The sequence below is a fragment of the Streptosporangium album genome (genome assembly GCF_014203795.1).
Taxonomy (GTDB): domain Bacteria; phylum Actinomycetota; class Actinomycetes; order Streptosporangiales; family Streptosporangiaceae; genus Streptosporangium; species Streptosporangium album.
Genome location: NZ_JACHJU010000001.1, coordinates 2,276,232 through 2,299,312 on the forward strand (window position 1 = coordinate 2,276,232; position 23,081 = coordinate 2,299,312).

General features: G+C 69.7%; 25 protein-coding genes and 1 pseudogene. 9 read left to right on the forward strand and 17 right to left on the reverse strand.

All coding sequences use genetic code 11. The annotated features are described in order from the left end of the window. Positions 1-14 precede the first annotated feature (14 nt). Both FHR32_RS10715 and FHR32_RS10720 read left to right on the forward strand, forming a co-directional pair. Positions 15-950, forward strand: a complete 936-nt coding sequence (locus FHR32_RS10715) for a LysR family transcriptional regulator (RefSeq protein ID WP_184754169.1) — start codon at positions 15-17, stop codon at positions 948-950. Between the two features lie 64 nt (positions 951-1,014). Beyond that, a complete protein-coding gene (locus tag FHR32_RS10720; RefSeq protein ID WP_184754170.1) occupies positions 1,015-1,179 on the forward strand; it encodes a hypothetical protein in 165 nt (54 codons plus the stop codon). A gap of 21 nt (positions 1,180-1,200) precedes the next feature. Here FHR32_RS10720 and FHR32_RS10725 read toward each other — a convergent pair whose 3' ends face one another. Beyond that, positions 1,201-4,746: a WD40 repeat domain-containing serine/threonine protein kinase gene (locus FHR32_RS10725; protein WP_184754171.1), complete on the reverse strand. Its 3,546-nt coding sequence runs from the start codon at positions 4,744-4,746 to the stop codon at positions 1,201-1,203. A gap of 398 nt (positions 4,747-5,144) precedes the next feature. Here FHR32_RS10725 and FHR32_RS10730 point away from each other — a divergent pair, with 398 nt between their 5' ends. Then, entirely contained in the window at positions 5,145-5,483 is a 339-nt protein-coding gene (locus FHR32_RS10730) for an alpha-amylase inhibitor (RefSeq protein WP_184754172.1), read from the forward strand. A gap of 151 nt (positions 5,484-5,634) precedes the next feature. On the opposite strand, the gene FHR32_RS10735 is transcribed toward FHR32_RS10730, so the two are convergent. The 4 genes from FHR32_RS10735 to FHR32_RS10750 all read right to left on the reverse strand — a co-directional run bounded on the left by FHR32_RS10735 (position 5,635) and on the right by FHR32_RS10750 (position 8,137). Continuing rightward, positions 5,635-6,522, reverse strand: coding sequence for a hypothetical protein (locus FHR32_RS10735; protein ID WP_184754173.1), 888 nt, complete (start codon positions 6,520-6,522; stop codon positions 5,635-5,637). 103 nt (positions 6,523-6,625) lie between these two features. Beyond that, entirely contained in the window at positions 6,626-6,811 is a 186-nt protein-coding gene (locus FHR32_RS10740; RefSeq protein ID WP_246466094.1) for a hypothetical protein, read from the reverse strand. Between the two features lie 94 nt (positions 6,812-6,905). Beyond that, positions 6,906-7,052 (reverse strand): hypothetical protein, encoded by a 147-nt coding sequence (locus FHR32_RS10745; RefSeq protein WP_184754174.1) that lies wholly within the window; start codon positions 7,050-7,052, stop codon positions 6,906-6,908. 197 nt (positions 7,053-7,249) lie between these two features. Further along, the gene (locus FHR32_RS10750) at positions 7,250-8,137 is read right to left on the reverse strand and encodes a helix-turn-helix transcriptional regulator (RefSeq protein ID WP_184754175.1); all 888 of its coding nucleotides are present in this window, start codon (positions 8,135-8,137) and stop codon (positions 7,250-7,252) included. A gap of 125 nt (positions 8,138-8,262) precedes the next feature. Here FHR32_RS10750 and FHR32_RS10755 point away from each other — a divergent pair, with 125 nt between their 5' ends. Further along, positions 8,263-9,648, forward strand: a complete 1,386-nt coding sequence (locus FHR32_RS10755; protein WP_184754176.1) for an MFS transporter — start codon at positions 8,263-8,265, stop codon at positions 9,646-9,648. A 639-nt stretch (positions 9,649-10,287) separates the two neighbouring features. Here FHR32_RS10755 and FHR32_RS10760 read toward each other — a convergent pair. The 6 genes from FHR32_RS10760 to FHR32_RS10785 all read right to left on the reverse strand — a co-directional run bounded on the left by FHR32_RS10760 (position 10,288) and on the right by FHR32_RS10785 (position 15,001). Next, positions 10,288-11,496 (reverse strand): cytochrome P450, encoded by a 1,209-nt coding sequence (locus FHR32_RS10760; protein ID WP_184754177.1) that lies wholly within the window; start codon positions 11,494-11,496, stop codon positions 10,288-10,290. 70 nt (positions 11,497-11,566) lie between these two features. Then, complete coding sequence (locus FHR32_RS10765; RefSeq protein ID WP_184754178.1) at positions 11,567-11,761, reverse strand: hypothetical protein; 195 nt, start codon at positions 11,759-11,761, stop codon at positions 11,567-11,569. Between the two features lie 29 nt (positions 11,762-11,790). After that, on the reverse strand, positions 11,791-12,582 hold the full coding sequence (locus FHR32_RS10770; RefSeq protein WP_184754179.1) for an ABC transporter permease: 792 nt from the start codon (positions 12,580-12,582) through the stop codon (positions 11,791-11,793). After that, complete coding sequence (locus FHR32_RS10775; RefSeq protein ID WP_221465354.1) at positions 12,579-13,529, reverse strand: ATP-binding cassette domain-containing protein; 951 nt, start codon at positions 13,527-13,529, stop codon at positions 12,579-12,581. Before FHR32_RS10775 ends, FHR32_RS10770 begins: the two co-directional genes overlap by 4 nt. 21 nt (positions 13,530-13,550) lie before the next feature. Beyond that, the gene (locus tag FHR32_RS10780; protein ID WP_184754180.1) at positions 13,551-14,399 is read right to left on the reverse strand and encodes a DUF4097 family beta strand repeat-containing protein; all 849 of its coding nucleotides are present in this window, start codon (positions 14,397-14,399) and stop codon (positions 13,551-13,553) included. 83 nt (positions 14,400-14,482) lie between these two features. Next, positions 14,483-15,001 (reverse strand): toxin-antitoxin system HicB family antitoxin, encoded by a 519-nt coding sequence (locus tag FHR32_RS10785; protein WP_184754181.1) that lies wholly within the window; start codon positions 14,999-15,001, stop codon positions 14,483-14,485. 222 nt (positions 15,002-15,223) lie between these two features. Here FHR32_RS10785 and FHR32_RS10790 point away from each other — a divergent pair, with 222 nt between their 5' ends. After that, the gene (locus FHR32_RS10790) at positions 15,224-16,012 is read left to right on the forward strand and encodes a hypothetical protein (protein WP_184754182.1); all 789 of its coding nucleotides are present in this window, start codon (positions 15,224-15,226) and stop codon (positions 16,010-16,012) included. Positions 16,013-16,424: 412 nt separating this feature from the next. Beyond that, positions 16,425-16,970, forward strand: a complete 546-nt coding sequence (locus FHR32_RS10795) for a hypothetical protein (protein WP_184754183.1) — start codon at positions 16,425-16,427, stop codon at positions 16,968-16,970. 86 nt (positions 16,971-17,056) lie between these two features. Here the strand turns inward: FHR32_RS10795 and FHR32_RS10800 are convergent, their stop codons facing one another. Together FHR32_RS10800 and FHR32_RS10805 are read right to left on the reverse strand one after the other, a co-directional pair. Then, a complete protein-coding gene (locus tag FHR32_RS10800; RefSeq protein ID WP_184756676.1) occupies positions 17,057-17,209 on the reverse strand; it encodes a hypothetical protein in 153 nt (50 codons plus the stop codon). Between the two features lie 64 nt (positions 17,210-17,273). After that, complete coding sequence (locus tag FHR32_RS10805; protein WP_184754184.1) at positions 17,274-17,435, reverse strand: helix-turn-helix domain-containing protein; 162 nt, start codon at positions 17,433-17,435, stop codon at positions 17,274-17,276. Between FHR32_RS10805 and FHR32_RS10810 the strand changes: the two genes are divergently transcribed. Both FHR32_RS10810 and FHR32_RS10815 read left to right on the forward strand, forming a co-directional pair. Next, positions 17,434-17,985, forward strand: a complete 552-nt coding sequence (locus tag FHR32_RS10810) for a YciI family protein (RefSeq protein WP_184754185.1) — start codon at positions 17,434-17,436, stop codon at positions 17,983-17,985. The genes FHR32_RS10805 and FHR32_RS10810 overlap by 2 nt on opposite strands. A 353-nt stretch (positions 17,986-18,338) precedes the next feature. Then, positions 18,339-18,689: a HEAT repeat domain-containing protein gene (locus FHR32_RS10815; protein WP_184754186.1), complete on the forward strand. Its 351-nt coding sequence runs from the start codon at positions 18,339-18,341 to the stop codon at positions 18,687-18,689. 446 nt (positions 18,690-19,135) lie between these two features. Here FHR32_RS10815 and FHR32_RS10820 read toward each other — a convergent pair whose 3' ends face one another. Beyond that, complete coding sequence (locus FHR32_RS10820) at positions 19,136-20,119, reverse strand: BtrH N-terminal domain-containing protein (RefSeq protein WP_184754187.1); 984 nt, start codon at positions 20,117-20,119, stop codon at positions 19,136-19,138. Between the two features lie 121 nt (positions 20,120-20,240). Between FHR32_RS10820 and FHR32_RS10825 the strand changes: the two genes are divergently transcribed. Next, a complete protein-coding gene (locus FHR32_RS10825) occupies positions 20,241-20,672 on the forward strand; it encodes a winged helix-turn-helix domain-containing protein (RefSeq protein ID WP_312882250.1) in 432 nt (143 codons plus the stop codon). Here the strand turns inward: FHR32_RS10825 and FHR32_RS44205 are convergent. From FHR32_RS44205 to FHR32_RS44210, 3 genes and pseudogenes are all read right to left on the reverse strand, one after another. Next, positions 20,615-21,016 (reverse strand): annotated as a pseudogene (locus tag FHR32_RS44205) (transposase); the annotation flags it as partial. The gene FHR32_RS10825 and the pseudogene FHR32_RS44205 overlap by 58 nt on opposite strands. Before the next feature lie 31 nt (positions 21,017-21,047). Beyond that, positions 21,048-21,503 (reverse strand): DUF2690 domain-containing protein, encoded by a 456-nt coding sequence (locus FHR32_RS10835; protein WP_184754188.1) that lies wholly within the window; start codon positions 21,501-21,503, stop codon positions 21,048-21,050. A 217-nt stretch (positions 21,504-21,720) separates the two neighbouring features. Continuing rightward, positions 21,721-22,959: a sigma factor gene (locus FHR32_RS44210; RefSeq protein ID WP_312882252.1), complete on the reverse strand. Its 1,239-nt coding sequence runs from the start codon at positions 22,957-22,959 to the stop codon at positions 21,721-21,723. Positions 22,960-23,081 lie beyond the last annotated feature (122 nt).

Below are 23,081 nucleotides of genomic sequence, written 5' to 3' on the forward strand. Positions count from 1 at the left end.
CATAGGGTGTCGGCATGGACCTCGACACCGTCCGGACCTTCGTCGCCGCCGCCGACGCGGGGCAGTTCCAGGAGGCCGCCGCCGAGCTGGCGGTCACCCAGCAGGCCGTCTCCAAGCGCATCGCCGCGCTGGAGCGCAACCTCGGCGTGCGGCTGTTCACCCGCACCCCGCGCGGCGCCGAGCTCACCATCGACGGGCAGGCGTTCCTGCCCCACGCGCGCGAGCTGCTGCGCGTCGCCGAGCGCGCGGTCGCGTCCGTGCGCACCGGCCGCCGTCCGCTGCGCGTCGACGTGATCGCCTCGCGCAGCGCGGCGTCGGGCCTGATGCGCGGCTTCCACCGCGCGCACCCCGAGATCGAACTCGACGTGCTGATGCTGTTCGACATCGAGACGGCCGTCGCCGCCATCCGGTCCGGTGCGATCGACGCGTCCTTCCGCGCCGTCGCCGTGCCCGGCCGGCCCCTTCCCGAGGACATCGAATCCGTCCGGGTGCTCGACGAGCCGCTCCAGCTCCTCACCGGCCCCGCCCACGCGCTGACGGGCGCCCGGTCGGTGCCCCTCGCTCAGCTCGCCGGGCACCGGATCTGGATGCCCGGCATCGTCCCCGGAACCGAGTGGGCCGCCTACTACGACGATCTCGTCGCCGAGTTCGGCCTCACCATCGAGGCGACCGGCCCCAACTTCGGCTCCGACGCGCTCCTCGACACCATCGCCGACACCCCGGCCCTGGCCACCTTCATGGGCGAGCAGACCCGCCTGATCTGGCCCGCCGACCACGGCCTGCGCCGCATCCCGGTGACCGACCCGACGCCCGTCTACCCGCACTCGCTCCTGTGGCACCGCGACAACCCCCACCCAGCGCTGGCCACCCTCCGCGCCCACCTCACCGCCGCATCGGCCGGTCACGACGCCGCCGGGACCTGGGCGCCGGGCTGGGTGATTCCGCGCTGAACGCCGCCGCGTCCGCCGCGCATGCCGGCCAGGAGGCGTTCGCGGTGAAGATCCCCGACGGCAAGTGCGCGAGCGGGCCTTCGCCTCGCCCTTCCACGACCTGCTGCCCGCGCTGAAGGAGGCCCTGGCCAATGTGACGCGGGCGGACGTGTTCACGACCGTCCCCTACACCGCCGTCACCACGACCGACCTGCACCGCAGGTGGGCCGCTCTGCCGAGGGGCGTGTGAAACGCCTCGTGCCGGGCGGGGTCACCAGGCGGCGCAGACGTCGCGGTAGGGGACGCCGCCGAGGTGCTCGCGCCACTCCTGCCGGGTGAGCGTACGGCCGGCCCGCGCGCAGACGTCGGTGGCCATCAGGTCCGGGGCGACGGGCAGGTCGTAGACGGAGCCGGTGACGTTGGCCAGGCGCAGCCAGGCGCCGTCGGGGCTGAAGGCCGCCTCAAGCTGGGCGAACTCGTCGTCGTCGTAGACCCTGATCTCCTCCCCGATCCGCTGGCGCGTGGCGGTGTCCCACAGTTGCAGTGCCTCGGTGTCGTCGATCGTGGCGAGCGCCTCTCCGTGAGGGGAGAACCTCGCGATGTCGGTGAGCTTTCCGCCGACGCGCAGGTCCGGCTCCAAAGGCGTGAAGGTGCGGACGTCCCACAGCGTCACCCGCCCGTCACCGCTGCGGGCCGCCAGCCGCGCCCCGGCCGGGTCCACGGCGACCGGGGACGTCCCGTCGCTCGCGTCGGTGTATCCCACGCCGACGGATTTTCCCGTCGCGGTGTCGACGAAGCGGCCCAGGGCCGAGGCCAGGGTGCGTCCGTCGGGCATGTAGACGAAGCCGCCGACCACGGCGTCCAGCACGACGTCCCGGATCGTCCGTCCGGTGCGCGCGTCCCAGACGCGGAGCCGGTAGCCGTTCTGGGTCTGGGGGTTCCCGGTCTCCGGGGAGTAGGCCGCGGCGAAGGTCGTCCCGTCGGCGCTGAACGCCTGGCCGCTCATGGTCATGCCCTGAGGAAGGCTGTAGGTCCACAGACTGCGCCGGGTGGCGACGTCGCGCATGTCCACGCGCACCGAGTCCGCCACGACGGCGACGCTCTTCCCCTGGGGATCGAAGAGCACGGCCGGCACCGTGTCCGGCTTCTCCGGCAGCACCCCGGCGAAGCGGCGGCCGGGGATGTCCCACAACCTGATCTCGGAGGAGCCCTCGGGCTCGACCGCGAGCCATCGGGCGTCGGGGCTGATCCCGCCGACGTCATGGACGCCGGACACCCGGTGTTCCCGGATTCCGGACCGCAGGCCGAGGCTGACGATCCGGTCCCCGAGACCGTAACGCAGGGTCCGGCCGTCCGGGGCGAACCAGATGTCCGAGACCTCGCCGGGCGCCTGGTAGGTCAGGATCTCCCGGTGGCCCTGGACATCCCAGACCCGGATGTCCGTTCCGCTGAAACCGGCCGCCAGGCGGGTGTCGGCGCTGAGCCGTACTCCCGAGGCGAAGTGATCCAGCCGCATCCGCGGATCCGGTTCCGTCCAGTACCAGCCGTACTGGTCCTCTTGCGCCTCGGCGGCCTGCCTGGCCCGGCTGCCCGTCGCGGTGTCCCACAGCTCGACCCGCTCTCCGCCGCAGATCAGGAACCGGCTGTCCGCGCTGAAGCGGACCACGTTGACGGGGCCGCCGCAGCCGGTCGGGAAGCGGCGGTCCTCCACGAGCCCGGGCAGCCTCCACACCCGGACCCTGCCGTCGCGCACGGTCACACCGAGCTTGCCGGAGGGCGCGAGCGTGAACCGGTTCTCGTCCAGGTTCCAGGGCAGTCGCGTGACCCGGTCACGGTCGACGTCCCAGATCATCTCCTGCTCGTTGAGCACCATGAGGGAGTCGTGGTCACCGAAGGCGGGTTCGACCAGTCCGGGGTTCCCCGGGATCTTCCTGCTCCGGACGAGGCGGCCGGTCCTGGTCTCCCACACGACGACGACGCCGTCGGAGATCACGGCGGCCAGCAGGCGGCCGCTACGGCTCAGCCCGACGGCTCCGACGCCCGCGGACAGCCGGGGCGCGGTCCACTCCGCGATCCGCCGGCCGGTCGCCACCTCGTAGACGCGCACCCCGCGCTCGCCGACGGCGGCGAGCGTGAGCCCGTCACCGCTCACCGCCTCGATGGCGGCTCCCCTGCCCGGCGGAGGCTGGAACGCGGCGCTCTCCCGCCGGTACAGGGCGGAGGTCAGGCTGGAGCGACTCTCCGGGCCTGGGGCGAGCCGCCAGGCGGCGACGCTGAGCAGCATGGCCTTGACCGGGTCGACCGTGCGCAGGCCGTCGGCGACGCGGGCCAGCTCGCGGCCCCGGGCCTGGTCGCGTTCGGCGGCCACCCGGTCGCGCTGCTCGGCGACCTGGACGCTCTGGTAGAGCGCGGCGGCGCCGCCCGCGAGGGAGAGGACCAGCAACACCGCCATCGCCATGGTGAGCAGGCGGCGGCGGCGGGTGCGGCGCCGGGTGAGGCCACTCGCGGCGGCGAGGAAGTCACGTTCCAGCGGGGTGAGCGTCAGATGCCGCCGCCCGGTGGCGGCCCAGCCGAGCGCCACCTGCAGCCGGCTGCCCTGGAGCAGGTCGCCGTTGCGGCGCCCGTGCGCGTCCCAGGTGTGCGCCGCCTGGTTGATCTCGGTGAGGACGGGCAGCCCGTCGCGGTCGGCGTCCACCCAGGCACGCAGCCGGGGCCAGGCGCGCAGTACGGCCGGGCGGGAGATGGCGACCTTGCCGTCGCGTTCGGCGAGCAGGTAGCCGAAGACGTCGAGGATGCGGCGGCGCGCTTCGGGCCGTTCAGGCAGCAGGTCGGCCGCGGGCACCCGCCGTACGGTCTCCAGGCCGTCGGCGTCGAGCGCGACCAGCCGCAGCAGCAGCTCCGGCACGACCGCGCGCTCGTCCTCCCCGAGCATGGCGTAGGCGTCCTCGGCCAGGGCTCCCAGGGCGGGGTCCGCCGCGCCGTCCGCGCGCAGAGCATCGGCGCGGCCGCCGCCCGCGCTGAGCGGGCCGGCCTCTCCGGCGCCCGCCAGGGCGAGGAGGAGGTCACGCGCGGCCGGCCGGCGGGCGGGGTCCTTGTTCAGCGCGGCGGCCACCAGCGGGCGCACACCGGGTGGCAGCGCGCTCAGGTCGGGGTCGTGGGACAGCACGCGGTGCAGCACCGCGCCGAGGTCGTCGGCCCTGAACGGGTCCTCGCCGGTCGCCGCGAACACCATGACGGCGCCCCAGGCGAACACGTCGGCCGCCGGTCCCGCGCGCTGCCCGGTGAGGAGCTCGGGAGCCATGTAGGTCGGGGTGCCGGCGATGAGACCGTCGGCGGTCAGCGACATCTCCGCGGTGCGGGCGACCCCGAAGTCGATCAGCCGGGGGCCGTCGGGGCCGAGCAGGACGTTGTCCGGCTTGAGGTCGCGGTGGACGACGCCGGCCTCGTGGATGGCGGTCAGCGCGGTCGCGACGGCCGTCGCCAGGCGGTGCAGGTCGTCCCCGGCGAACCGCCGCCCGGCCCGGCGCAGATCGAGCCCCTCGACATACTCGCTGACGATGTACGGCGCCGCCGCCCCGGGGTCGGCGTCGATCACCCGGGCCGTGCAGAACGAGGCGACGCGCCGGGCCGCGGCGACCTCCTTGCGGAGCCTGTCGCGCATGCCGGCGTCGGCGGCGGCGTGCAGGACCTTGAGGGCGACCCGGGCGCCGTCGGCGTCGTACGCCTCGTAGACGACCCCTTGGCCGCCCGCGCCGAGCCTGCCCGCCAGCCAGTAGCCGCCGATCCGGTCGGGGTCTCCCGCTTGCAACGCGTCCATGCCGCCTCCTCGGAGGGTTGGACGCACGGTGGGGGCCGCGGGTTCGTGGGTCCATCGGTGGATGCCCTTGACGGCCCAGCCGGTGAGCCGTCGCACCGCCCAGACGTGGGGCCAGGGAACAGATGTGATTTTTTGCCGTCGGGCCGAACTTCCACCGCACCACGCCCATCCAACTATGCAGAGAGCGGGCTTCACCGGAGGCTCCAGCGCTGACTCCGGACGGGGCACCCATCCGTTTCTCGTCGCTCGTCAGGCCTCTGCCGCCACTGGCCGGACGCGTCTGTGACGCGTGGGCCGTCGGGGCTGTCGCGCGCCGCTCCCGGCCGGACCAGGTTGACGTCCGGTGCCAGGCGCGGAAGCCGGAGCGGTTGACACCAATGGAATCGAAGGAGAATCCGATGAGGAAGCTGGGAACGTACACGCTGGCCGTACTGGCCGCCGCCGGGTTCGGCCTGTCCGCCGTGCCCGCGGCGCAGGCGTCCACCACCCACCAGGCGTCCGCCGAAACGGTCGTGTCACTCCGGGGGAAGGTCCCGTCCTGCGTGAACGTCTGGTCCAGGACCGGGAGGGTGACCAAGACCGGCTACGCGCAGAACAACTGCGGACGCACCCTGCACATGAAGATCGTCTGGGCGCACGGCGCGGACGGCGACTGCCAGACGGCGTACCCCGGAAAGACGATCTCCTACTGGGTCCCGAGGGGGATCCGCACGTTCGACGGCGCCAAGACCTGCTGACCCGGCGGTCTCCGGTGTCCGTGATCCGACCGGCGTTCGACGCCCTGACCTGGCCGGTCTCCGGCGGCGGCGCGCCGGCCCGGTGAGGATCAGACGGTGAGGACGAGTCCGCGGCACTCGGTCACCCCGAGGGCCGCGGCCTTTCGGCCCGTCAGATCCGGCCGTTGCGCCGGAGGATGTCGACGGCACGCACGGTGGTGTGCCCGCGCCAGTCGAGGGCGCCCGCGGGCGAGATCGTGGCGTAGTCGACGGTCCAGCCGCCGTCGTCCTGTTGCAGGGCGGCCAGGCGGTCCAGGTCCGCGGAGATCACCTCCGGGGCGAACAGCGCCCGCGCCGGCCGGTCGGGGAAGGGGGCGAAGTCGAGCGGGTGCAGCGTCTCCTCCTCGGTGCCGCCCTCGACGTGCATCCGTCCGTCGGCGGGGATGTGCTTGCCCAGGCGACTCAGGAGATCGGCCGCGTCGGGCAGGGCGTCGTGGACGGCGTCGAGGAACCGTACGGCGAAGGCCAGCACGTAGGCGTGGGTCGTGTGGTCGACCTCCTCGGCGGCGGCGAGGCAGTAGCGGGTGGCCTGGGCGAGCCACGGGTGGGCGGCGACCGCCGGATCGTGGGCGGCGACGCGGTGGGCCGCGGCCACGGTCACGGCCGTGATCTGCAACGAGGAGACCGTGGTGTCGGCGCCGGTCCACCAGGGGGCGCTCCCGGCGTCGGTGGTGAGGGGCAGCGCGAACGGCAGGCCGCCGTCGGGCAGGGAGACCGACCGCAGCCAGTCGCACAGCCCCGTGGCCTCCGGAGCGGTGGCCGGGGCGATCTCCTCGAACACCTCGAAGGCGTGCGCCGCGGCTCCCGGCTGGCTCTCCGGGGAGCGCAGGTCGGGCTCCAGGCCCCAGCCGTAGCCGCCGTCGGGGTTGCGGTAGCCGTCCAGGGCGGCCAGCACGGCGTCGGGGCCGGTCTTCTCCGTCAGCGACTGGAAGCGGCGGCGGTCCAGGAGGCGTGCGTGAGCGGCCATGAAGGAGGCCGCCGAGGAAAGGTCGATGCTCATGCCTTCACCTTCCCCTGCCACGGCGCCGCGGTCTTGCAGGAATCGGCCGTCACCGTCAATGATCTTCGGCCCGGCAGTCGCTACGACGTCGAAGTAGCCACGGTCAGTGCCGACGCCGGGGCGGAGCAGGATGCTTGGTCACGGCGGCGATGGCCTCGCTGCCGGGTTTGACGTAGCGCATGGCGGTGCGAGGGTTCTTGCGGCGGGTCTTGCCCATGACGAGCTGCAGTGGGACTTCTGCCTGGCCGATCTCGGTGTCGGCGACCTCGGCCAATGGACGGGCAACCACAACTCGTCCTCTGCGACGGCCGGACCCACGCCTTCTCCAGGGTTCTCACCCCGGACAAGCTCGGGCGCATCCGGCTAGCCTCCAGGCACCGTGGTCATTGACGCCGCCCCCAGAGCATCACGACGGCCAGCAGTCCCAACCCTCCCACCATCGACAAGATGACCAGGTAGGCGGTGACAGCGGTATCGATCTCGCCGGCGCCGCCCGTCTGCTCCCACGACTGATCGCAGGCCGCACTCACGGCCCGCTGTTCCTGGCCGAAGACGGCTGGTCAGCCCCCATGTTCATGGCCCTGTCCGGCCACGAGAACATCCGCAGCCTGGCCATCTACACCAACGTCAGCGCCGAAGCCGTCGACGCCGCCCTCGCCGAACACGACCCTGCCCGCCGCCACCGCTGAACAGCACCCCGCCTACTTCGCCCCTGGTGCGCCGATCCTTAACGGCACCCCCGGGAGGGTGAGACGGGCGCCGTCTCGCCGGAACCGCCGGACGAACCGGAGGCGGCGAGGTCGAGGAGCGTCATCGCGTCGTGGTCCGGGCTGCCGGGCGGCGCCATGTAGACGATGAGGCGCTGGCCTTGTGCGCGGTTCAGGGACAGCCCCTCGTGCGAGAGCGTCATCGTGCCGACCTCCGGGTGCCGGAGCGTCTTCTCGCCGTCGCCGATCGTGTGCACCTCGTACCGCTCCCAGAGCCGGTTGAAGTCGGGGCTCTTGACGATCAGCTCACCTACGAGTGAGGCGAGATCCGGGGCATCCGGATCGGTGCCGGCGATCGCCCGCAGCTGGGCGACGCACCCCTTGGCCTTCTGTTCCCAGTCCGCCCACAGCTCGCGGGCAGCCGGGTGCAGGAAGGTGTACCGGACGGTGTTCCGCTGCCGCTCCGGCCAGTCGGCGATGCCGTGGAGCAGCCGCAGCCCGCCGGGATTGGCCGCCAGCAGGTCGTTGGTGCGGCTCACGACGTACGCCGGGTTGGGCCGGAGCGTCTCCAGAAGCTGCGTGACGGTCGGACGGACCCGCCGCGACGGCAGGGGACGGGGCTCGGGCGCACGCCGCGCCGCCCGCGCCGCCAGCTCGCGCAGGAAGCCGCGCTCCTCCTCGTTGAGGCGGAGCGCGTCGGCCAGCGCCTCGACCACGGAGGGGCTCGGATGGGTCTCCTTGCCGCGTTCCAGACGTACGTAGTAGTCGATGCTCACACCGGCCAGCGCCGCCAGCTCCTCCCGGCGCAGACCCGGCGTACGGCGCGTGCCGGTTCCGGCGGGCAGCCCGACGTCTGCCGGGCGTACGCCGCCACGGCGAGCCTGCAGAAACTTCCCGAACTCGGTCATGTCGTCATTTTGCCAGCGTGTGGTCACGGGTCCGGCCCGGAGCCTGGCCCTGTCACACCCCCCTATGGCGCACCCCGGAAGATCACGGTCTGCCCCGCCCTCGCGAGCCTCACCAGCCTGGACGGATGACCCCTCTTGCACCAGCCCGCGCGTCACAGGATGCCCGGCAACGCACGGCCGCACCGAAGCTGATCCTGGCGACCACGTTCATGGGCATCTTTCTGCTCAACCTCGACGCCATGGCGATGAACGTGGCGCTGCCCGGGATCGGGCGGGCCTTCGGCGGCAGCACGGCGGGACTGCAATGGATCGTGGACGCCTACACGCTGATGTTCGCCGCGCTCCTGCTTTCCGCGGGCACGCTCTCCGACCGCATCGGGGCGAGCCGCGCGTTCGGCGCCGGCGTCGCGCTCTTCACGGTCGCCTCGGCGGCCTGCGCACTGGCGCCGGGGCTGGGCGAGCTGATCGCCGCCCGCCTGATCCAGGGGAGCGCGGCGGCGATCATGCTGCCCTCCTCGCTGGCCCTCGTCCGGCAGGCCTTCCCGGACGCGGCCGCACTGGCACGGGCCATCGCGCTGTGGACCATGGCCGGAGCCGTCGCGGTTGCCGCCGGCCCGGTGGCTGGCGGGGTGCTGTCCAGCACCCTGAGCTGGCGGGCGATCTTCGTCGTCAACCTGCCCGTCGGCATCGCCGCCCTCGCGGTGTTGACCCGCGCGGAGCGCTCGCCGCGCCGTGCCACGCCGCTCGATCCGTACGGCCAGCTCACGGCGATCGTCGCGCTCGCGGCGCTCACCTTCGGGGTGATCGACGGAGGGGAGAACGGCTTCGGCGAGCCCGTGGTGCTGGGCTGCCTGGGGCTCGCCGCGGTGGCGACGGCCGCGTTCATCATGATCGAGGCACGTACCGCCGCGCCGATGGTCCCGCTCGACCTCTTCCGTTCGCGCACGGTGACGGTTTCGGTCGTGATCGGCTTCGCCGTCAATGCCGCGTTCTACGGGCTGGTGTTCGTGCTGAGCCTGTTCTTGCAGGACGTTCTGAACCTGTCCGTCATGGCCGCGGGACTGATGTTCCTACCGATGATGGCCGTGATCGCCGGAGCCAACCTGGCCTCGGCCAGGGCTTCGGCACGCTCTGGGCCGCGGATGCCGATCGCCGTAGGACAAGCGATCTTCGCACTGGCGATGTTCGGCCTGCTCTGGATGGACGAGGGGACCAGCAGACCAGTGATCGCGGCGATGCTCATCCCGGTCGGCCTCGGCCTAGGTTTCGCCGTACCTTCCCTGACCGCCATCCTGCTGAACGACATCGCCGCGGACCGGGCCGGAATGGCCGCCGGGATCCTGAACTCCTTCCGGCAGACGGGCGGCGCGCTCGCCGTGGCCGTCTTCGGAGCCTTGGTCGCGGACCGGGGTGAGTTCATTGTGGGTCTGCGGGTCGCCTTGTGCGTCGCGGCTGTGATGCTGGTAGCCACCACGGCCGCGGCCCTCATGCTGCCGCGCGGCCGTAGCTGACGGGACGGTGACGGGGATGTCTGGCGCGGGGCCCGGTAAGGAACTCAACCGGCTGAGGCGGCACCCTAGTCGGTGGTTTGTCAGGGCCGGGCATAGAGGTTGAGGGATCGTCCCGCAGTGACGGCTGTGACCAGGCCCTGTAGTTCAGCGGGCGGGGGCCTGCTCGACCAGTCGCGCCACCAGCGTTGCAGCAGTGCGCAGGAGGTCAGCCGGCCGCGTACTCCTCCAACGGACCCGGCGCCGGCGGACACGGACGTCGCGCGGTCGCCATCACGACCACCCCCGAACAGCATCGGCCATCCCTATCCACCGGCTTGCTGCGACATCAACCCCATGTCAACAAACCACCGACTAGCCGGAAGGACTGCCCCCGTAACAACGTCCATGGTTACGTAGGTCCGACCGGTGGCAGCGGAGAGGTTGGGATCGTAGCCGTTGCTTCGGAAGGCCCAGCGAAAGATACGCAGGCGATCGGGGATGTCGGTAAGGCTCGCACCACCAGCCGCCATCTGTGATCGGAAGTGCCGAGTTGCTGGTTGGTGCCGTACTGCACGGCGCCGCGGACGCGATCGCCGCAGGCGAGCAACCACAGCGGTGGCGGGCGGGCCGTACGCGGCCTCACCCGTCACCGGCTCGCGGTCAGGCGTCCCAGGTGACCGGGAGGCTCTTCACCCCGTAGATGTCCGCGATCTCCGGGCGCAGGGCGACCTCATCGGCAGGTACGGCCAGGCGCAGCGTGGGGAAGCGGTTGAGCAGCGCGGGGAGCGCGACGCGCATCTCGACGCGGGCCAGCTGCTGGCCCAGGCACTGGTGGATGCCGTGGCTGAAGGCCAGGTGCCCGCCCTCCTGCCTGCGCACGTCGAGCACGTGGGGGTCGGTGAAGCGCTCGGGGTCGCGGTTGGCGGTGTGGAGAGACAGGATGACCGTCGTGCCGGCCTTGATGGTCTGGCCGCCCAGCTCGACGTCCTCCAGCGCGACCCTCGCGAACTGCTTGGCGACGCTCAGATACCGCAGCAGCTCCTCCACGGCCCCGTCGGTGAGCGCGGGCTCGGCGCGCAGCGCAGCCAGCTGCTCCGGGTTCTGCAGCAGCGCGAAAGTGCCCAGCGCCAGCATGTTCGCGGTGGTGTCGAACCCGGCCGACAGCAGGATCAGGGCGATCCCCCGCAGCTCCTCATCGGTCAGGTCGCTGTCGAGCAGGTCGCTGAGCAGGTCGTCGGTGGGGTCGGCGCGCTTGGCGGCCACCAACTCGGCAAGGTACTGCTGGGTCGCGGTGTAGGCCGCGATCAGTTCCTCGTCGCCGACCTCGCCGCCGAGGAACTTGTCGATGTTGTCCTGGAAGGAGCCCCGGTCCTCGTACGGCACGCCCAGCAGCTCACAGATGATGATGGCGGGGATGGGCTTGGCGAACGCGGTCACCAGGTCCGCCGGCGGCCCGGCCTGCTCCATGGCGTCCAGGTGCTCGGCGGTGACCTGCTCGACGCGCTCGGTGAGCAGTCGCATCCGCCGGACGGTGAACTTGCCCACCAGCGGTTTGCGGTAGCGGCCGTGCTGGGGCTCGTCCATGAGCAGGAACTCCCCGGGCGGCGCCGGGGGGACCTCGATGTCGCCGTAGTCGACCAGCGGGTGGTGGCGCATGAGCTCCTTGCGTGAGCTGAAGCGCGGGTCGGCCAGGATCGACCGGATCAGGTCGTAGCCGGTGACCAGCCAGCCCTGGTGTCCGTCGGGGAAGGGGAAGCGGCTGATCGGGCCGTGCTCGCGGGCGTCGATCAGCTCTGCCGGCGGGTCGAAGGGACAGCCGGGCTGACGCGCCGTCGGCATCGTCGTGACGGTGTGGAGGGATTCACTCATGCCCATTCCTCATCTCGCGATAGTACGTGTTTGATATTATTCGAAAGCTACGCTGCATTCAGAATTCCTGTCAACCGCAGGAAGTGCATTCAGGCAGGTAATTAGCGCTAATTAATGCAATGACACTGCGCGCGAATGCAATGATGCGTTGCAATGACAGTGCAGCGCGAGCGCAGCGGGCAGCCGGTTTGCCCTCTGCCTTGGGCAGGTGCAGGAGATCCGTCATCAGCAGCAGGTTTTCCTCGCCGGTGCGCAGGTCGTGCACCGATCGTTTCGCCTTGGCTCAAGTGCGGCTTAGCGGGTGGACTCGCGGTTGAACAGCTTCTTCGACCAGAGGTAGCCGCCGAGCGCGATGACGACGCACCAGCCGACCGCGATGACGGCGTTGTTCCCGACCGGCGTGCCCATCAGCAGGCCGCGCAGGGTCTCGATGAGCGGCGTGAACGGCTGGTACTCGGCGAACCAGCGCAGCACGGTGGGCATCGAGTCGGTCGGGACGAACCCGCTGCCCAGGAACGGGAGCAGCAGCAGCGGCATACCGACGTTGCTCGACGACTCGACGGTCTTGCTGGCCAGGCCGAACGCGACCGACAGCCAGATGAAGGCGAAGGCCATCATCACCAGGACACCGATGAGGGCGAGCCAGTCGCCGGGCCCCGCCGACGGCCGGAAGCCGATGAGCAGCGCGACGCCGATGACCGCCGCGATGCTGAGCATCGTCTGGATGAGGCTGCCGATGACATGTCCGGTCAGGACGGACACGCGGGCGATGGCCATGGTGCGGAACCGGTCGACGATGCCCTCGGTCATGTCCATGGCGATCGAGATGGTGGTGCCCTGGACCGCAGCGGTGATCGTCATCAGGATGATCGCGGGGGTGACGTAGTTGACGTACTCCGCACGTCCGCCGGAGACGCCGCCGAGCCCGGCGCCGAGCGTGCCGCCGAAGACGTAGACGAACAGCAGCAGGAAGACGATCGGCATGCCGATGAGCTGCAGTGTCATGGACGGGTAGCGCACCATGCGCTTGAGGTTGCGGCGAAGCATCGTCGCCGAGTCGGTCAGGGCGTGCGACACAGTGCTCATCGTGCGGTCACCTTCTCCTTGTTGCCGGTGAGAGCGAGGAAGACATCGTCGAGGTCGGGGGTGTGCACGCTCAGCGAGTCGACCTCGACCGCGTTCTGGTCAAGCCGGTCGAGCAGCGCCTTCAGCGACCTGAGGCTGCCGTCGTGCGGTACGCGCAGGGCGAGCGTGTCGCTGTCGCGGGACACCTGGCCCACGGCGCGCGCGGCGGATTCGAGGTCGCGCTCGTCAGCGAACCGCAGCAGGACGTGGCCACCGGGAATGCGCCGCTTGAGCTCGTCCGCGGTGCCCTCGGCGACGATCTTCCCGTGGTCGAGCACCGCGATCCGGTCGGCGAGCTCGTCGGCCTCCTCCAGGTACTGGGTGGTGAGGAAGATGGTGACGCCACCCGCCACGAGCTCCCGCACGATCTGCCACATGGCACGGCGGCTGCGCGGGTCCAGCCCGGCGGTCGGCTCGTCGAGGAAGATCACCTGCGGTGAGCCGACCAGCGTCATCGCGAGGTCGAGCCGCCGCCGCATCCCGCCGGAGTAGGTCGCCGCCGTCTTCTTGGCTGCATCGACGAGGTCGAACTGTTCGAGCAGCTGGGCGGTCCTGCGCCTGCCCGCCTTCCGGCCGAGGTGGTGCAGATCCGCCATCAGGGTCAGGTTCTCCTGACCGGTCAGCAGGTTGTCGACCGCCGAGAACTGGCCGGTGACGCCGATCGCGGCACGCACCGCGTCCGGCTCGGCGGACAGGTCGTGACCCGCGATCCGCGCGCTGCCCCCGTCGGCGCGGATCAGGGTGGACAAGATCTTGACTGTGGTGGTCTTGCCGGCGCCGTTGGCGCCGAGCAACGAGAAAACGGTGCCACGCGGGACGTTCAGGTCGACGCCGTCGAGCACGACGTGGTCGCCGTACGACCGGCGCAGTCCGGTCGCCGTGATCGCAGATTGGGATGGCATGGTCATGAGAACCCCTTCGAGATCTGGTCAGGAACGGCGGACGGTGATGTCGCCGAACAACGTGCGCGCGCGGACTTCGACGGTCTGCTCGGACTTCTCCGGTGCTTCGCTGAGACCGTCCAGCGAGTTCTCCACCCGCCCGTGCGAGGTGTTCAGGTCGAGCCATGCGGCGGTGCCGGCGGCGACACCGATTTCGAGGTGGCCGGTCGAGGTGTGCAGCGTGACGGTGTCGCGCGTGACCTGGCCGACGCGAATGGTTCCGTTGGAGGTCTTGGCTTCCACCATGGCGTCGGCCCGGTCGACGGAGATGTCGCCGTTGGCCGAGCGCACCCGCAGTTCGCCGGTGACGGTGCCGATGTCGGTGTTGCCGTTGGAGTTCTTGATGACGGCGGTGCCACCGATCTCGCCGATGTGCACGCGCCCGGTGCCGGTGGAGACATCGACGTTGCCCGCGACCGTTTCGACGGTGATGTCGCCACCGGAGGTGCCCAGTCGAAGCGGTCCGGTCCGGTCGAGGCGGAAATGCCCGACCGACGCCTTGAGCCGGCACTCCCCCAGCGTGCCGACGCCGCGCAGGTCCGCTACCGACAGGTCCGCGTGCACGTGCGAGCCGGTGGGAAGTTCGATCAGCACGTCGACCGACCTGGTCTTCTTGGAGAAGTCGAGCATGCGGGCCTTCGGCCCACGGACCGTCAACGTGCCGTTGGCGTACTCGACGCGCGTCTTCTGCGCGGCGTCCACATCGGACTCGTCGGACTCGTCGCTCGGCCGCACCTCGACGACGGTGTCGGTCCGGTCGCTCGCGATGATCTGCACGTCACCGACGGAGAGCTCGATCGTGGCGGAAATCGGTTCAGGCGTGGCGAAAACAGGCATGGCTACCCCCTCAGAATGAGTCAGAAGAACATCCCCGCTGGTCGGAGATGTACGAAGAAAGTGGTTCTGGGTGTCGGCGTGGGCTAGCGAGCCCAGCCGGTGTAACGCTGCGCGCTGCGCTTGCCGCGCCGGTCGGAGCCGTGGTCGCGCTCCGGGGCACGCAGCGCGGTCGAGGCGGCCCGCACCAGCCAGGCGTTGAGCGAGCGACCTTCCTTGCCCGCCGCCTCCTCGATCGCGGCCTTGAGCTGTTCCGGGAGGCGGACGTTGATCCGTGCCACCGGGCCGTCCTCGAAGCTCGCCGCGGCGTCATCAGCCGACACCGCGCCCAGATCCGGGGTGTCCTCGAGTGGCTGCTCCGCCTGCCGAACCGTCACGACAAAGTTCGGGTCACGTCCACGCAGGTGCACCTGGACCGAACCGGGAGCCAGGTCTCGGGTGATCTCGTCGGCAGCCGCCGACAACGCCTCGAGCAGGGTGAGCCGGATCGCCGACTCCATCGACACGGTCAACCGCTCGATCAGCACACTGGCGTCACCATCACCGGTCTCGACGGCGGTCAGCAGCTCGCGACCGAGGGAGGCCACATACGGGGTCAGGTCCATGGCATCACTATGGCACACCGTGATGCCACCAGCAAGCCATATTGGCTCAGATTGGCATCACTCTGGCTCAGGCTGGATGTTCAGCCGATCACGACACGACAGACTGACTCCGGAACTCGCACGTCAGAGCCTGCTGACAAAGGCTTAAGTGCTCGTGGGCATGGGGCCGTAGAGGGCTGGTCCGATCTTGTTGATGTAGCCCTGGTGTGACCATTGGGACAGTTGGACGCGGAAGCTGTTGATGTTCGCGATTCCGAGGATGGCGGCCAGTTCGGTTCCCTTCCAGGCCCGCCAGGGCTGGGCGGCCAGGAGTTCCAGGACCTTGCCGCGCCGGTCGGGACTGGACAGGTCCGCAAGCGGGGGCGGGTCGCTCCAGCGGCCATGGGGCGGTCGGCCTGCCAGTTCGCGGGTCAGGCGGCTGGTCCGGTAGAGCAGCCGCCCGGTGGCGTCGCGGTGGACGGCCCGCAGCGCGTGGACGATGTGGAGAAGGCGGCTCCGGACTCGGGCACCTCGCCCATCAGGGTGATGACGGTGCCGCGGTGGCGGCCTGGCCTGGGCGTATCGGTGTTGCCGCGGGCCTATCAGGATGTGCTGGAGGCACCGGTCTATGCCGGTGGCGCGATGCGGGCCAAAAAGATCGTGGCGGCGTTGGGGCTGCCGGTCCAGGCGGCCAAGGTCTACGACACGCCCGTGCCGGCTGACTGCTTTGCGTCCGCGAAGAACACCTTCAACTGTCTGATCGGACAGCTCGCCGACCCCGCGACCGCGGCGTTCACCCATGACCTGCTGGAGGAGATGCTCGCCGAGCAGGGCCGTGAGCTGCTGCGCCGGCTGCTGCAGGCCCACCTGGACCTGCGGGCGGTGCGCCTGGCGTGCCCCGGGCGCGCCGAATGTGTATCCGGCCGATGTGGCGTTGTCGCTGCCGGCGGGGCGTCACAGTCACGGGCTGGCCCGGCTGGCGGTGGCCGAGGCGGGCGGGTTCACCAGGCCGAACACAACCTCATTGCCTGATCAACTCAGTCCCTGAGAAAGAGCTACACCCATCTCTGATTGGGCATCCGGGACACCTGACAGAGCCCTACTAGAACACGGTTCAGTCCGCCTGTGGACTCGGGACTGCCATCCCCGAACCCCTGCAAGGCGAGAGCATCGCCCGCCCAGCTGCGTGCGCGGGCTTGGTGGGCACGCCGGTGATGGGACCAAGCAAGGGCCTGTTGAAGGATCTGGTCGATGGGGTGGGTGACGGCGCTGGTCAGATGTGCCAGGGTATTCGGCGTTGGTCACCGGGAGCGAGGAGAGGTTGAGCGACGGCGATGGGTCAGACTCCGATGCAGCCGGGGTTGCTGTCCTCCATGGTGAGTTTCTGCGAGGGCCGACTGGCGCGGCTGGCCCGCCCGGCGGGCAGCGCAGAAGGGCGACACCGATGAGTGCGGCAGCTGACGTGGACGTCTTGCAGCGGCTCATGCCGCCACCGGCGGATGGCGGCACCGCTGTCGACTGGGCTTGTATCACCGAGTCGTGGGGGCGGGCGTTCCCGCCCGACTACGTACGCTTCATGCAGGTGTACGGGGCCGGAGCGGTGCAGAACTACCTGTCGATTGACGAACCGGAGCCCAAGACGTCGCTGTCGGAGGCACGGCGGGACGGGATGGTGGTGGAGACAGCGAACGCTGAGGCGGATTGGGAGAGCGAGGACAAGTCGCCCGAATTGGAAGGAACCTCTCCGCTGCTGATCACCTGGGGCGTCGATGCCACCGCCGACCTGCTGTGCTGGGACGCCTCGGGCCGCGATCCCGCCTCCTGGCCCGTCCTGGTCTACAAGCGGGGCGATACGCGGTGGAGTCGCTACGACTGCGGCATGGCGAAGTTCCTCGCCAGGGTGCTGAGGGCTGACTTCCCACAGTGCCCCCTCAGCGCCGTGTTCATGTGGGGCGCGACCGATGCGGTCTTTCAGAAGAAGCGCGGATGAGCTCGACTTAACCGGTCCGGCGGCCTCCAAGAGGTCACCTGAGCAACGTTCGCAAGTGCAACGAAGTTACCTCTGACCTGCGGTGATTAGTCTCCGGAAGTCAGTTCGGGACGGGATCCAGGCACGTCGATCTCGATGGCACGGCCGAGTTGCTCGGCCACGTAGGCGCGCACGTCGTCGCGGACGGCGTCGGCGTCCCAGCCGGCGGTGCGCAGCAGGCGCTGCAGGGGTCCAGCCAAGGTGATCCCAAAAGCCGCAATACAAGATCAACAATGCTGCGGCTCGGGCGCGGCCTATGTGGCGTCAGACCTTGGTGAGGTGGCGGTAGATGGTGGGGCGGGTGACGCCGAACTCTTCGGCGACCTGCGGGAACGCCATGTTGATCTGTATGTATCGCGAACGCTCGTTTCCCGAACGCCTTGTGCGCGGCGATCTATTGGTGGGGTGGGGGCAAGCTATGGGCATGGATTTCTTCTGCTACCACCGCGACCGGCCCGGCTCCGTAGCGCTGCGCGATGAGCTACTGGAAGAGCATTGGTCCTATATGGACCGGTACGCGAAGGAGATGATCGCCCGGGGCCCGACCCTCGCCGGCGACGGCGACACACCCACCGGCAGCGTGCACATCGTCGACCTTCCCGATCCCGTCGCCGCCCGTGCGTTCGCCTTCGACGAGCCGAACTACCAGGCTGGCGTATACCGGGACGTGCTGCTGCGACGGTGGCGCAACACGCTGGGGCGCACCATGTGGGATTTCCCCGGCGGCCGGGCCGGTGGCAACCGGTACCTGGTGCTTGGCCTCGGCACGGGGCAGGCTGCCGACCTCGCTGTGCCACTCAACGGGGACGTGCTGATCGCGTACGGGCCGCTGTTGTCCGACGACGGCGCCACCTGGCTGGGTACGGCGGCGCTGGTCCGGGCGCCGGACCCGGACACGGCACGCGCCATCCTGACCCCGGACCGGTACGCCGACATCGAGGTGCACAACTGGCAGTTCGGCGGGCGGCCGTCATGACCCCGAGGACATCCAGGTAGTGCTGGCTGTACATGGGTCCCGGTAGGGGTCCCGGTAGTACTCGCGGAGAATCCAACGGATATCGCTGACCAGCGTCGACGTGGAGCACCCGGGCAAGGTCAGCGGCATCCTCGCCCCAGCCCGCCGCATCCACCAACCGGCACACCAGTCCTGCGGTGCCCTCACATCAGAGCAAGCCAGGGGCATATCCATTGGATTCTCCGCGATCACTACCGGGACCCCTGTCTCTGACGGCACGACCATAAACGATCATGCATTGCGGCTTTTGGGCTCACCTTGGCTGGACCCCTACAAGGGCCAGAAGCACCCGCCTCTGGTCGGCTCCCGAGGCATTGAATGCGCTGAACGGGGCGAGCGCCCGGAACGAGAAACTGGCCCTTGTCTACGCTGTGGCACTTGCTGCCACGGAACAGCATGGAGAACCGGTAACCCAGGCATTCCAGAACGTCGCACGCGACCCCGACCCCGCAGTCCGCCAGTCTGTGATCGTCGCTACGGGTTACTTTCCCTACCCCGGCCTCGTCGATCTCGTCAGGCAGTTGCGTGACAGCGACCCCGTCGACCACGTCCGCAAGAACGCGGAAATCCTGCTGAACGGACTCTCCGGGGGAAACCGACTGTACGATTTCCCCTTTATTGGGCTTTCCCTCGGCGCCAGTTCGTGTCAATTTCGGGGCGTGTGAACGTCCAGGGTGTGCCAGGGAACTGTCGGTGACATTGGCTCTTAGCGATAACAAGCCCCGCGGGAGGCATGGCTGACCCGGTCGGCATGGATGTTGTGTGCGAGCATCTTCAGGCCCGACGCCTCGGACGCTCCGGGCCAGTTGTCAGCGGGGTGTCCTCACCGAAAGTGCAAGGTAGGGGTCCAGCCCACATACGCCCAAAACCCACATCCGATCTCGATGTACCGGATGACGCGCCCGAGTCGTGCGGCTGCCCTCGCGGTGGACCCGCAGGTCAGCGCCGTCCCGGCCATCACCGTGTACGGGATAAAGGACCGTTGTCCGGCACCTGGGCTCGACCGGATTCCCCGCCGCACACCTGCCCCTGACCAGCGGGAACGCCGGGCCAATGCGGGTTTTGGGCGTATGTGGGCTGGACCCGTTCATCGGAGTTCGGCACGGTCATTTCACACCTCGATAGCGGCCAGCGCCTGCATGGCGTCGTGCTCAAGCCGCGAAAGGTCATGGAGGAGCGTGCTGGCCTGTTCGAGGTGTGTGGGATCGCCGGATTCACCAGCCTTGGCGATCAGGCCGGCGACCTCGGTCCACATCCCAGCGGCGCGTCCGTACATCTCGTGGCCGGTACGCAGCGCGCTGTCGTCACGGAGGTGTGCGCATTCGCCGAGGAAGTCTCGGTAAAGGTTGCGGAACAGGGCACCGCCTGTCCCGGCGCGCTCCATCAGCAGCGCCGCCTGCGGCAGGTCCCGGGCGGGGTCGTCGCTGCGGTCCCACCACTTCTCGACCTGTCGGGCGGTCTTCTCAATGCCCCGGTAGCCGAGGTTGGCGATGGGCGGATTGAGGAAGTCCCCCGCGCAGGCCTTGATCGCCGGGACGATGACGTCTCGCAGGGCGGGGAGCTGATCGGGGACGGTAAGGGTGAAGGACCGGTTCTTCGCCGTCATCGGGCCGCGCTCGGCCCTTGCCTTGGCCAGGCTGGCCAGGCTGGTCGTGACCGCTCCGCCCTGCTGGTCGGTGTCGACCAGGTAGGCGACGTCGTCGTACCCGTACATGGCCACGATGTGGCCACCGAAGTGCACTTTCGATCCGAAGTAGTCCAGGTGGTAGCTGTCGAGCTGCAATCCCACCGGCCACCCCGCATCGATCTGTTCGGTGACGTTCTGCCAGGCCTTGCGCTGCGAGGCGGTCTCCCGCACCTCCAGGTCCAGTCCCAGCCGACCGGCCAGGTTCCTGGTCAGCTCGAATGGTTTGACCCGGCCGCCCAGGAACGGGAAATCCATTCCCTTGCCGTCCCAGTAGATGAAACCCAAGCCAGCTCCGAGCCCGAACATCATCGGCTCCGACAACTCCAGCCCCTGTTGCCGCAGCAGCACCCCCAGCCCCGTCGTCTCACAATGCTGCAAACCCCGCACGTCCACACCCTCGATGATCAAACCCGTCTCCCCTTTGTCAATGCCCCTTCCTATCAGGGGTCCCGGTAGTAATCGCGGAAAATCCAACAGATACTGATCTTGAAACGAGTTCGCGCCCGCACAGGTGGCCCGGATCCTGCGGGTGAGTGAGAAGTCGGCCTATGCCTGGCGCGGCCCGGCCGCCCACGGCTGGAGCGATCAGCGCTGGACCCTGGCGCGGATCACGCAGGTGATCGGTGAGCTGTTCGGGGTGTCCTACACCCTGCGCGGGCTGGATTACCTGCTGCATCGCATCGGCTGGAGCGCGCAGGTGCCGGTTCATCGGGCGGCCGAGCGCGATGAGGAACAGATCGCGGCCTGGGTGGCGCAGGTCTGGCCACAGATCTGCGCCGACGCCGCCGGACGCCACGCCTGGATCCTCTTCGAAGACGAGAGCGGTCAGAGCCTGCGCCCACCCAAGGGCCGTACCTGGGCGCCGGTCGGCAAAACGCCGGTCGTCAAGGTCTCGGGCAAGGGCTCGGGCAGGGTCTCGATCGCCGGATACCGGCCGCCCCACGCCTCGGCGAACTCGTAGAACCGCTCCAGCGCCGCGGCCTCGGTGGGTGCGGTGTAGACCGGCCGCAGCGCCTTGGCGATGGCGTCCCAGTGCTGACGGGCGGCATACCGGAACGAGGCGCGCAGCAGGTGCACCACACACGTCTGCACGACCGCCTGCGGCCATACCTGCTCGATCGCGTCCGGCAGGCCCTTGAGGCCGTCGCAGACCACCGTCAACGCGTCGGCGACACCGCGGTTCTTGATCTCGGTGAGCACGTGCAGCCAGAACTTGGCACCCTCGCCGCCGTCACCGGACCATAGCCCGAGGATGTCGCGCTCACCATCGACGGTGACCGCCATCGCCACGTAGATCGGCCGGCTGAGCTCCGGCGGCCCATCCCTCCGGGAGGCGTCAGCGGCGGCAGACCATGTCGGTGTCGCCGAGCCCGACGTCCTTCGCGTAGGAACCGGTCCTCGCCTCGGCCCACGCGTACGTGCATCGGCCACGGAGCACGGACAGCATGGGGCCCCAGTGACGACCACCCCTGCCCTTCTTCAGTTTCACGTAGGACGTCTTCCCCCTCTCCTTGAGATCGGTGGCGACCAGGATGCTCACGTCCGCCTGCGGGGAGACCTCGACCTCGCCCCAGCTGGTCTTGCACGTGCTCGACCACATGAGCTTGACGTCGCCGACGTCCTTCTTGTCGGCGTAGGTGATCAGGTCGGCCGTCTTGAGCACGCGCGCGGAACGGGCACAGCCGGACTTGTACGGGTCCTTGCCTGTGTAGTCGAGGGCGTTCGCGGGTGAAGTCGCGAGCAGCGTAGCCGAGGCCGCGAGCAGCGCTGCCGCAACCATCCGGATCTTCACGGAGTCCGACTCCTTCTTATCAGGGGCTGGCCGAACCCATCAGGGTCTGGCCGATTAGGGTCTGGCCGAAACTGAATGATCTTAGCCATGCCCATCTGAAGAAATCGGGAATATCGAAATATCGTCCTGTTTGGCCTGGCACCGACGGGCCAGGGGACGGAGGACCCCGGAAGGGGACCCGCCGTACGCTGCGGGGGTACGGCGGGTCCGGGTCAGGTCAGGCGGCGGGCTTTCCGTCGGTCCAGCCGGCTTCGAGGACGGCCTCGGAGTTCCACACCGTGCCCGGCGCGAATGCGGCCTGCAGGCCGCCCGGCCGCACGACGACGCTCTCCCTGGCCAGCGCCTGCCCGGTCGTCTCGTCGAAGATCAGCCTCGTCTGCAGGATCCCGCCGTCGTCCTTGGCGGTCGCGTTCGCCTTGACCCGTTCCTCGATCGCGACCGCGGTGCCGGTGCGGCCCTCCGCGTCGGTGACGTCACGGACGACCTTGATGGTCTTGAGGTCGGCGAGCATCTGGAAGGCCGCGCCACGCACCTGCGGGGTGATCGGCATGTCGGTGAACAGCCCGACCGTGACGGCGAACAGCCAGGCGTCCGACGACATCGGGTCGCTCGACGACTCGGTGCCGTGCCCCTCGTACGAGCGCAGCAGCCAGGCCTTGAGGCCGGCCGGGTCCGACGGCAGGCCGCGCAGGTCCTTCATGGTGACGTTGCGGCCCAGCCAGAACACCTTGTCCCCGTCGACGAGGGGGGCGTGGCCGTCCTGGGCGTCCCCCGGCTCGGTCGACAGGGTGAGCTTGGCCCCCCGCTTGCCGGGCACCGTGACGGGGATCTCGGCCGGAGAGCCGGCCTGCTTCCAGGCCGCCTCGTCCTCCGGGGTCGCGGGCTCCGCCCCGAGTGACCGCGTCCGGCTCCACTGCTCCCCGCCGGTCGCCGACGGGGTCCAGCCCTCGTTCTGCTCCCGATTCACGACGGTGTAGTCCGCGTCGGCGGCCGTGAACAGGTTCCGGCTCACGGACACGGTGTGCCAGTAGGCGCCGGCCGTGTCCGGCTGGCGGGCCGCCCCGTGGGCCGCCGCCCGGGGGGAGAGTCCCTGCCAGGCGGTCAGGATCAGGACCTCCCTGTCGTCCTCGGGCAGCTCGGTCAGTGCCCTGAGCACGCTGAGCCGCTCCGTGACCTGCTCGGCGACGTCGCCCTCGGTCCAGGACCGCAGCTCGGCGCCGAGCGCGTCCCGCCGGACCTCCGCCCGGATGTTGTCGCGCAGCACGTTGCGGGCCACGCCGAGGAGCCACGGCAGAGCGGGCTCCGGCACGTCGTCCAGCCGCCGCCAGGCGATCGCGAACGTCTCGCTCACCACCTCGTCCGCCACCTGCCGTCCCGCGCGGCTGACCACGTAGGCCCACACGCGCTGCCGGCACTCGTCGTACATGCTGGTGAATCGCTGCGAATCGTCCGTCACCGCCCCGCCCCCTCTGTCCCGGATGTGTTCTTCTGACATCGGGAAGTGGTCCGGGACCCCTCGTTGTTACGAGCTCCCCCGAAAAAAGATTACGAGCTTCTTCCGGCACCCTCTCCGACCTG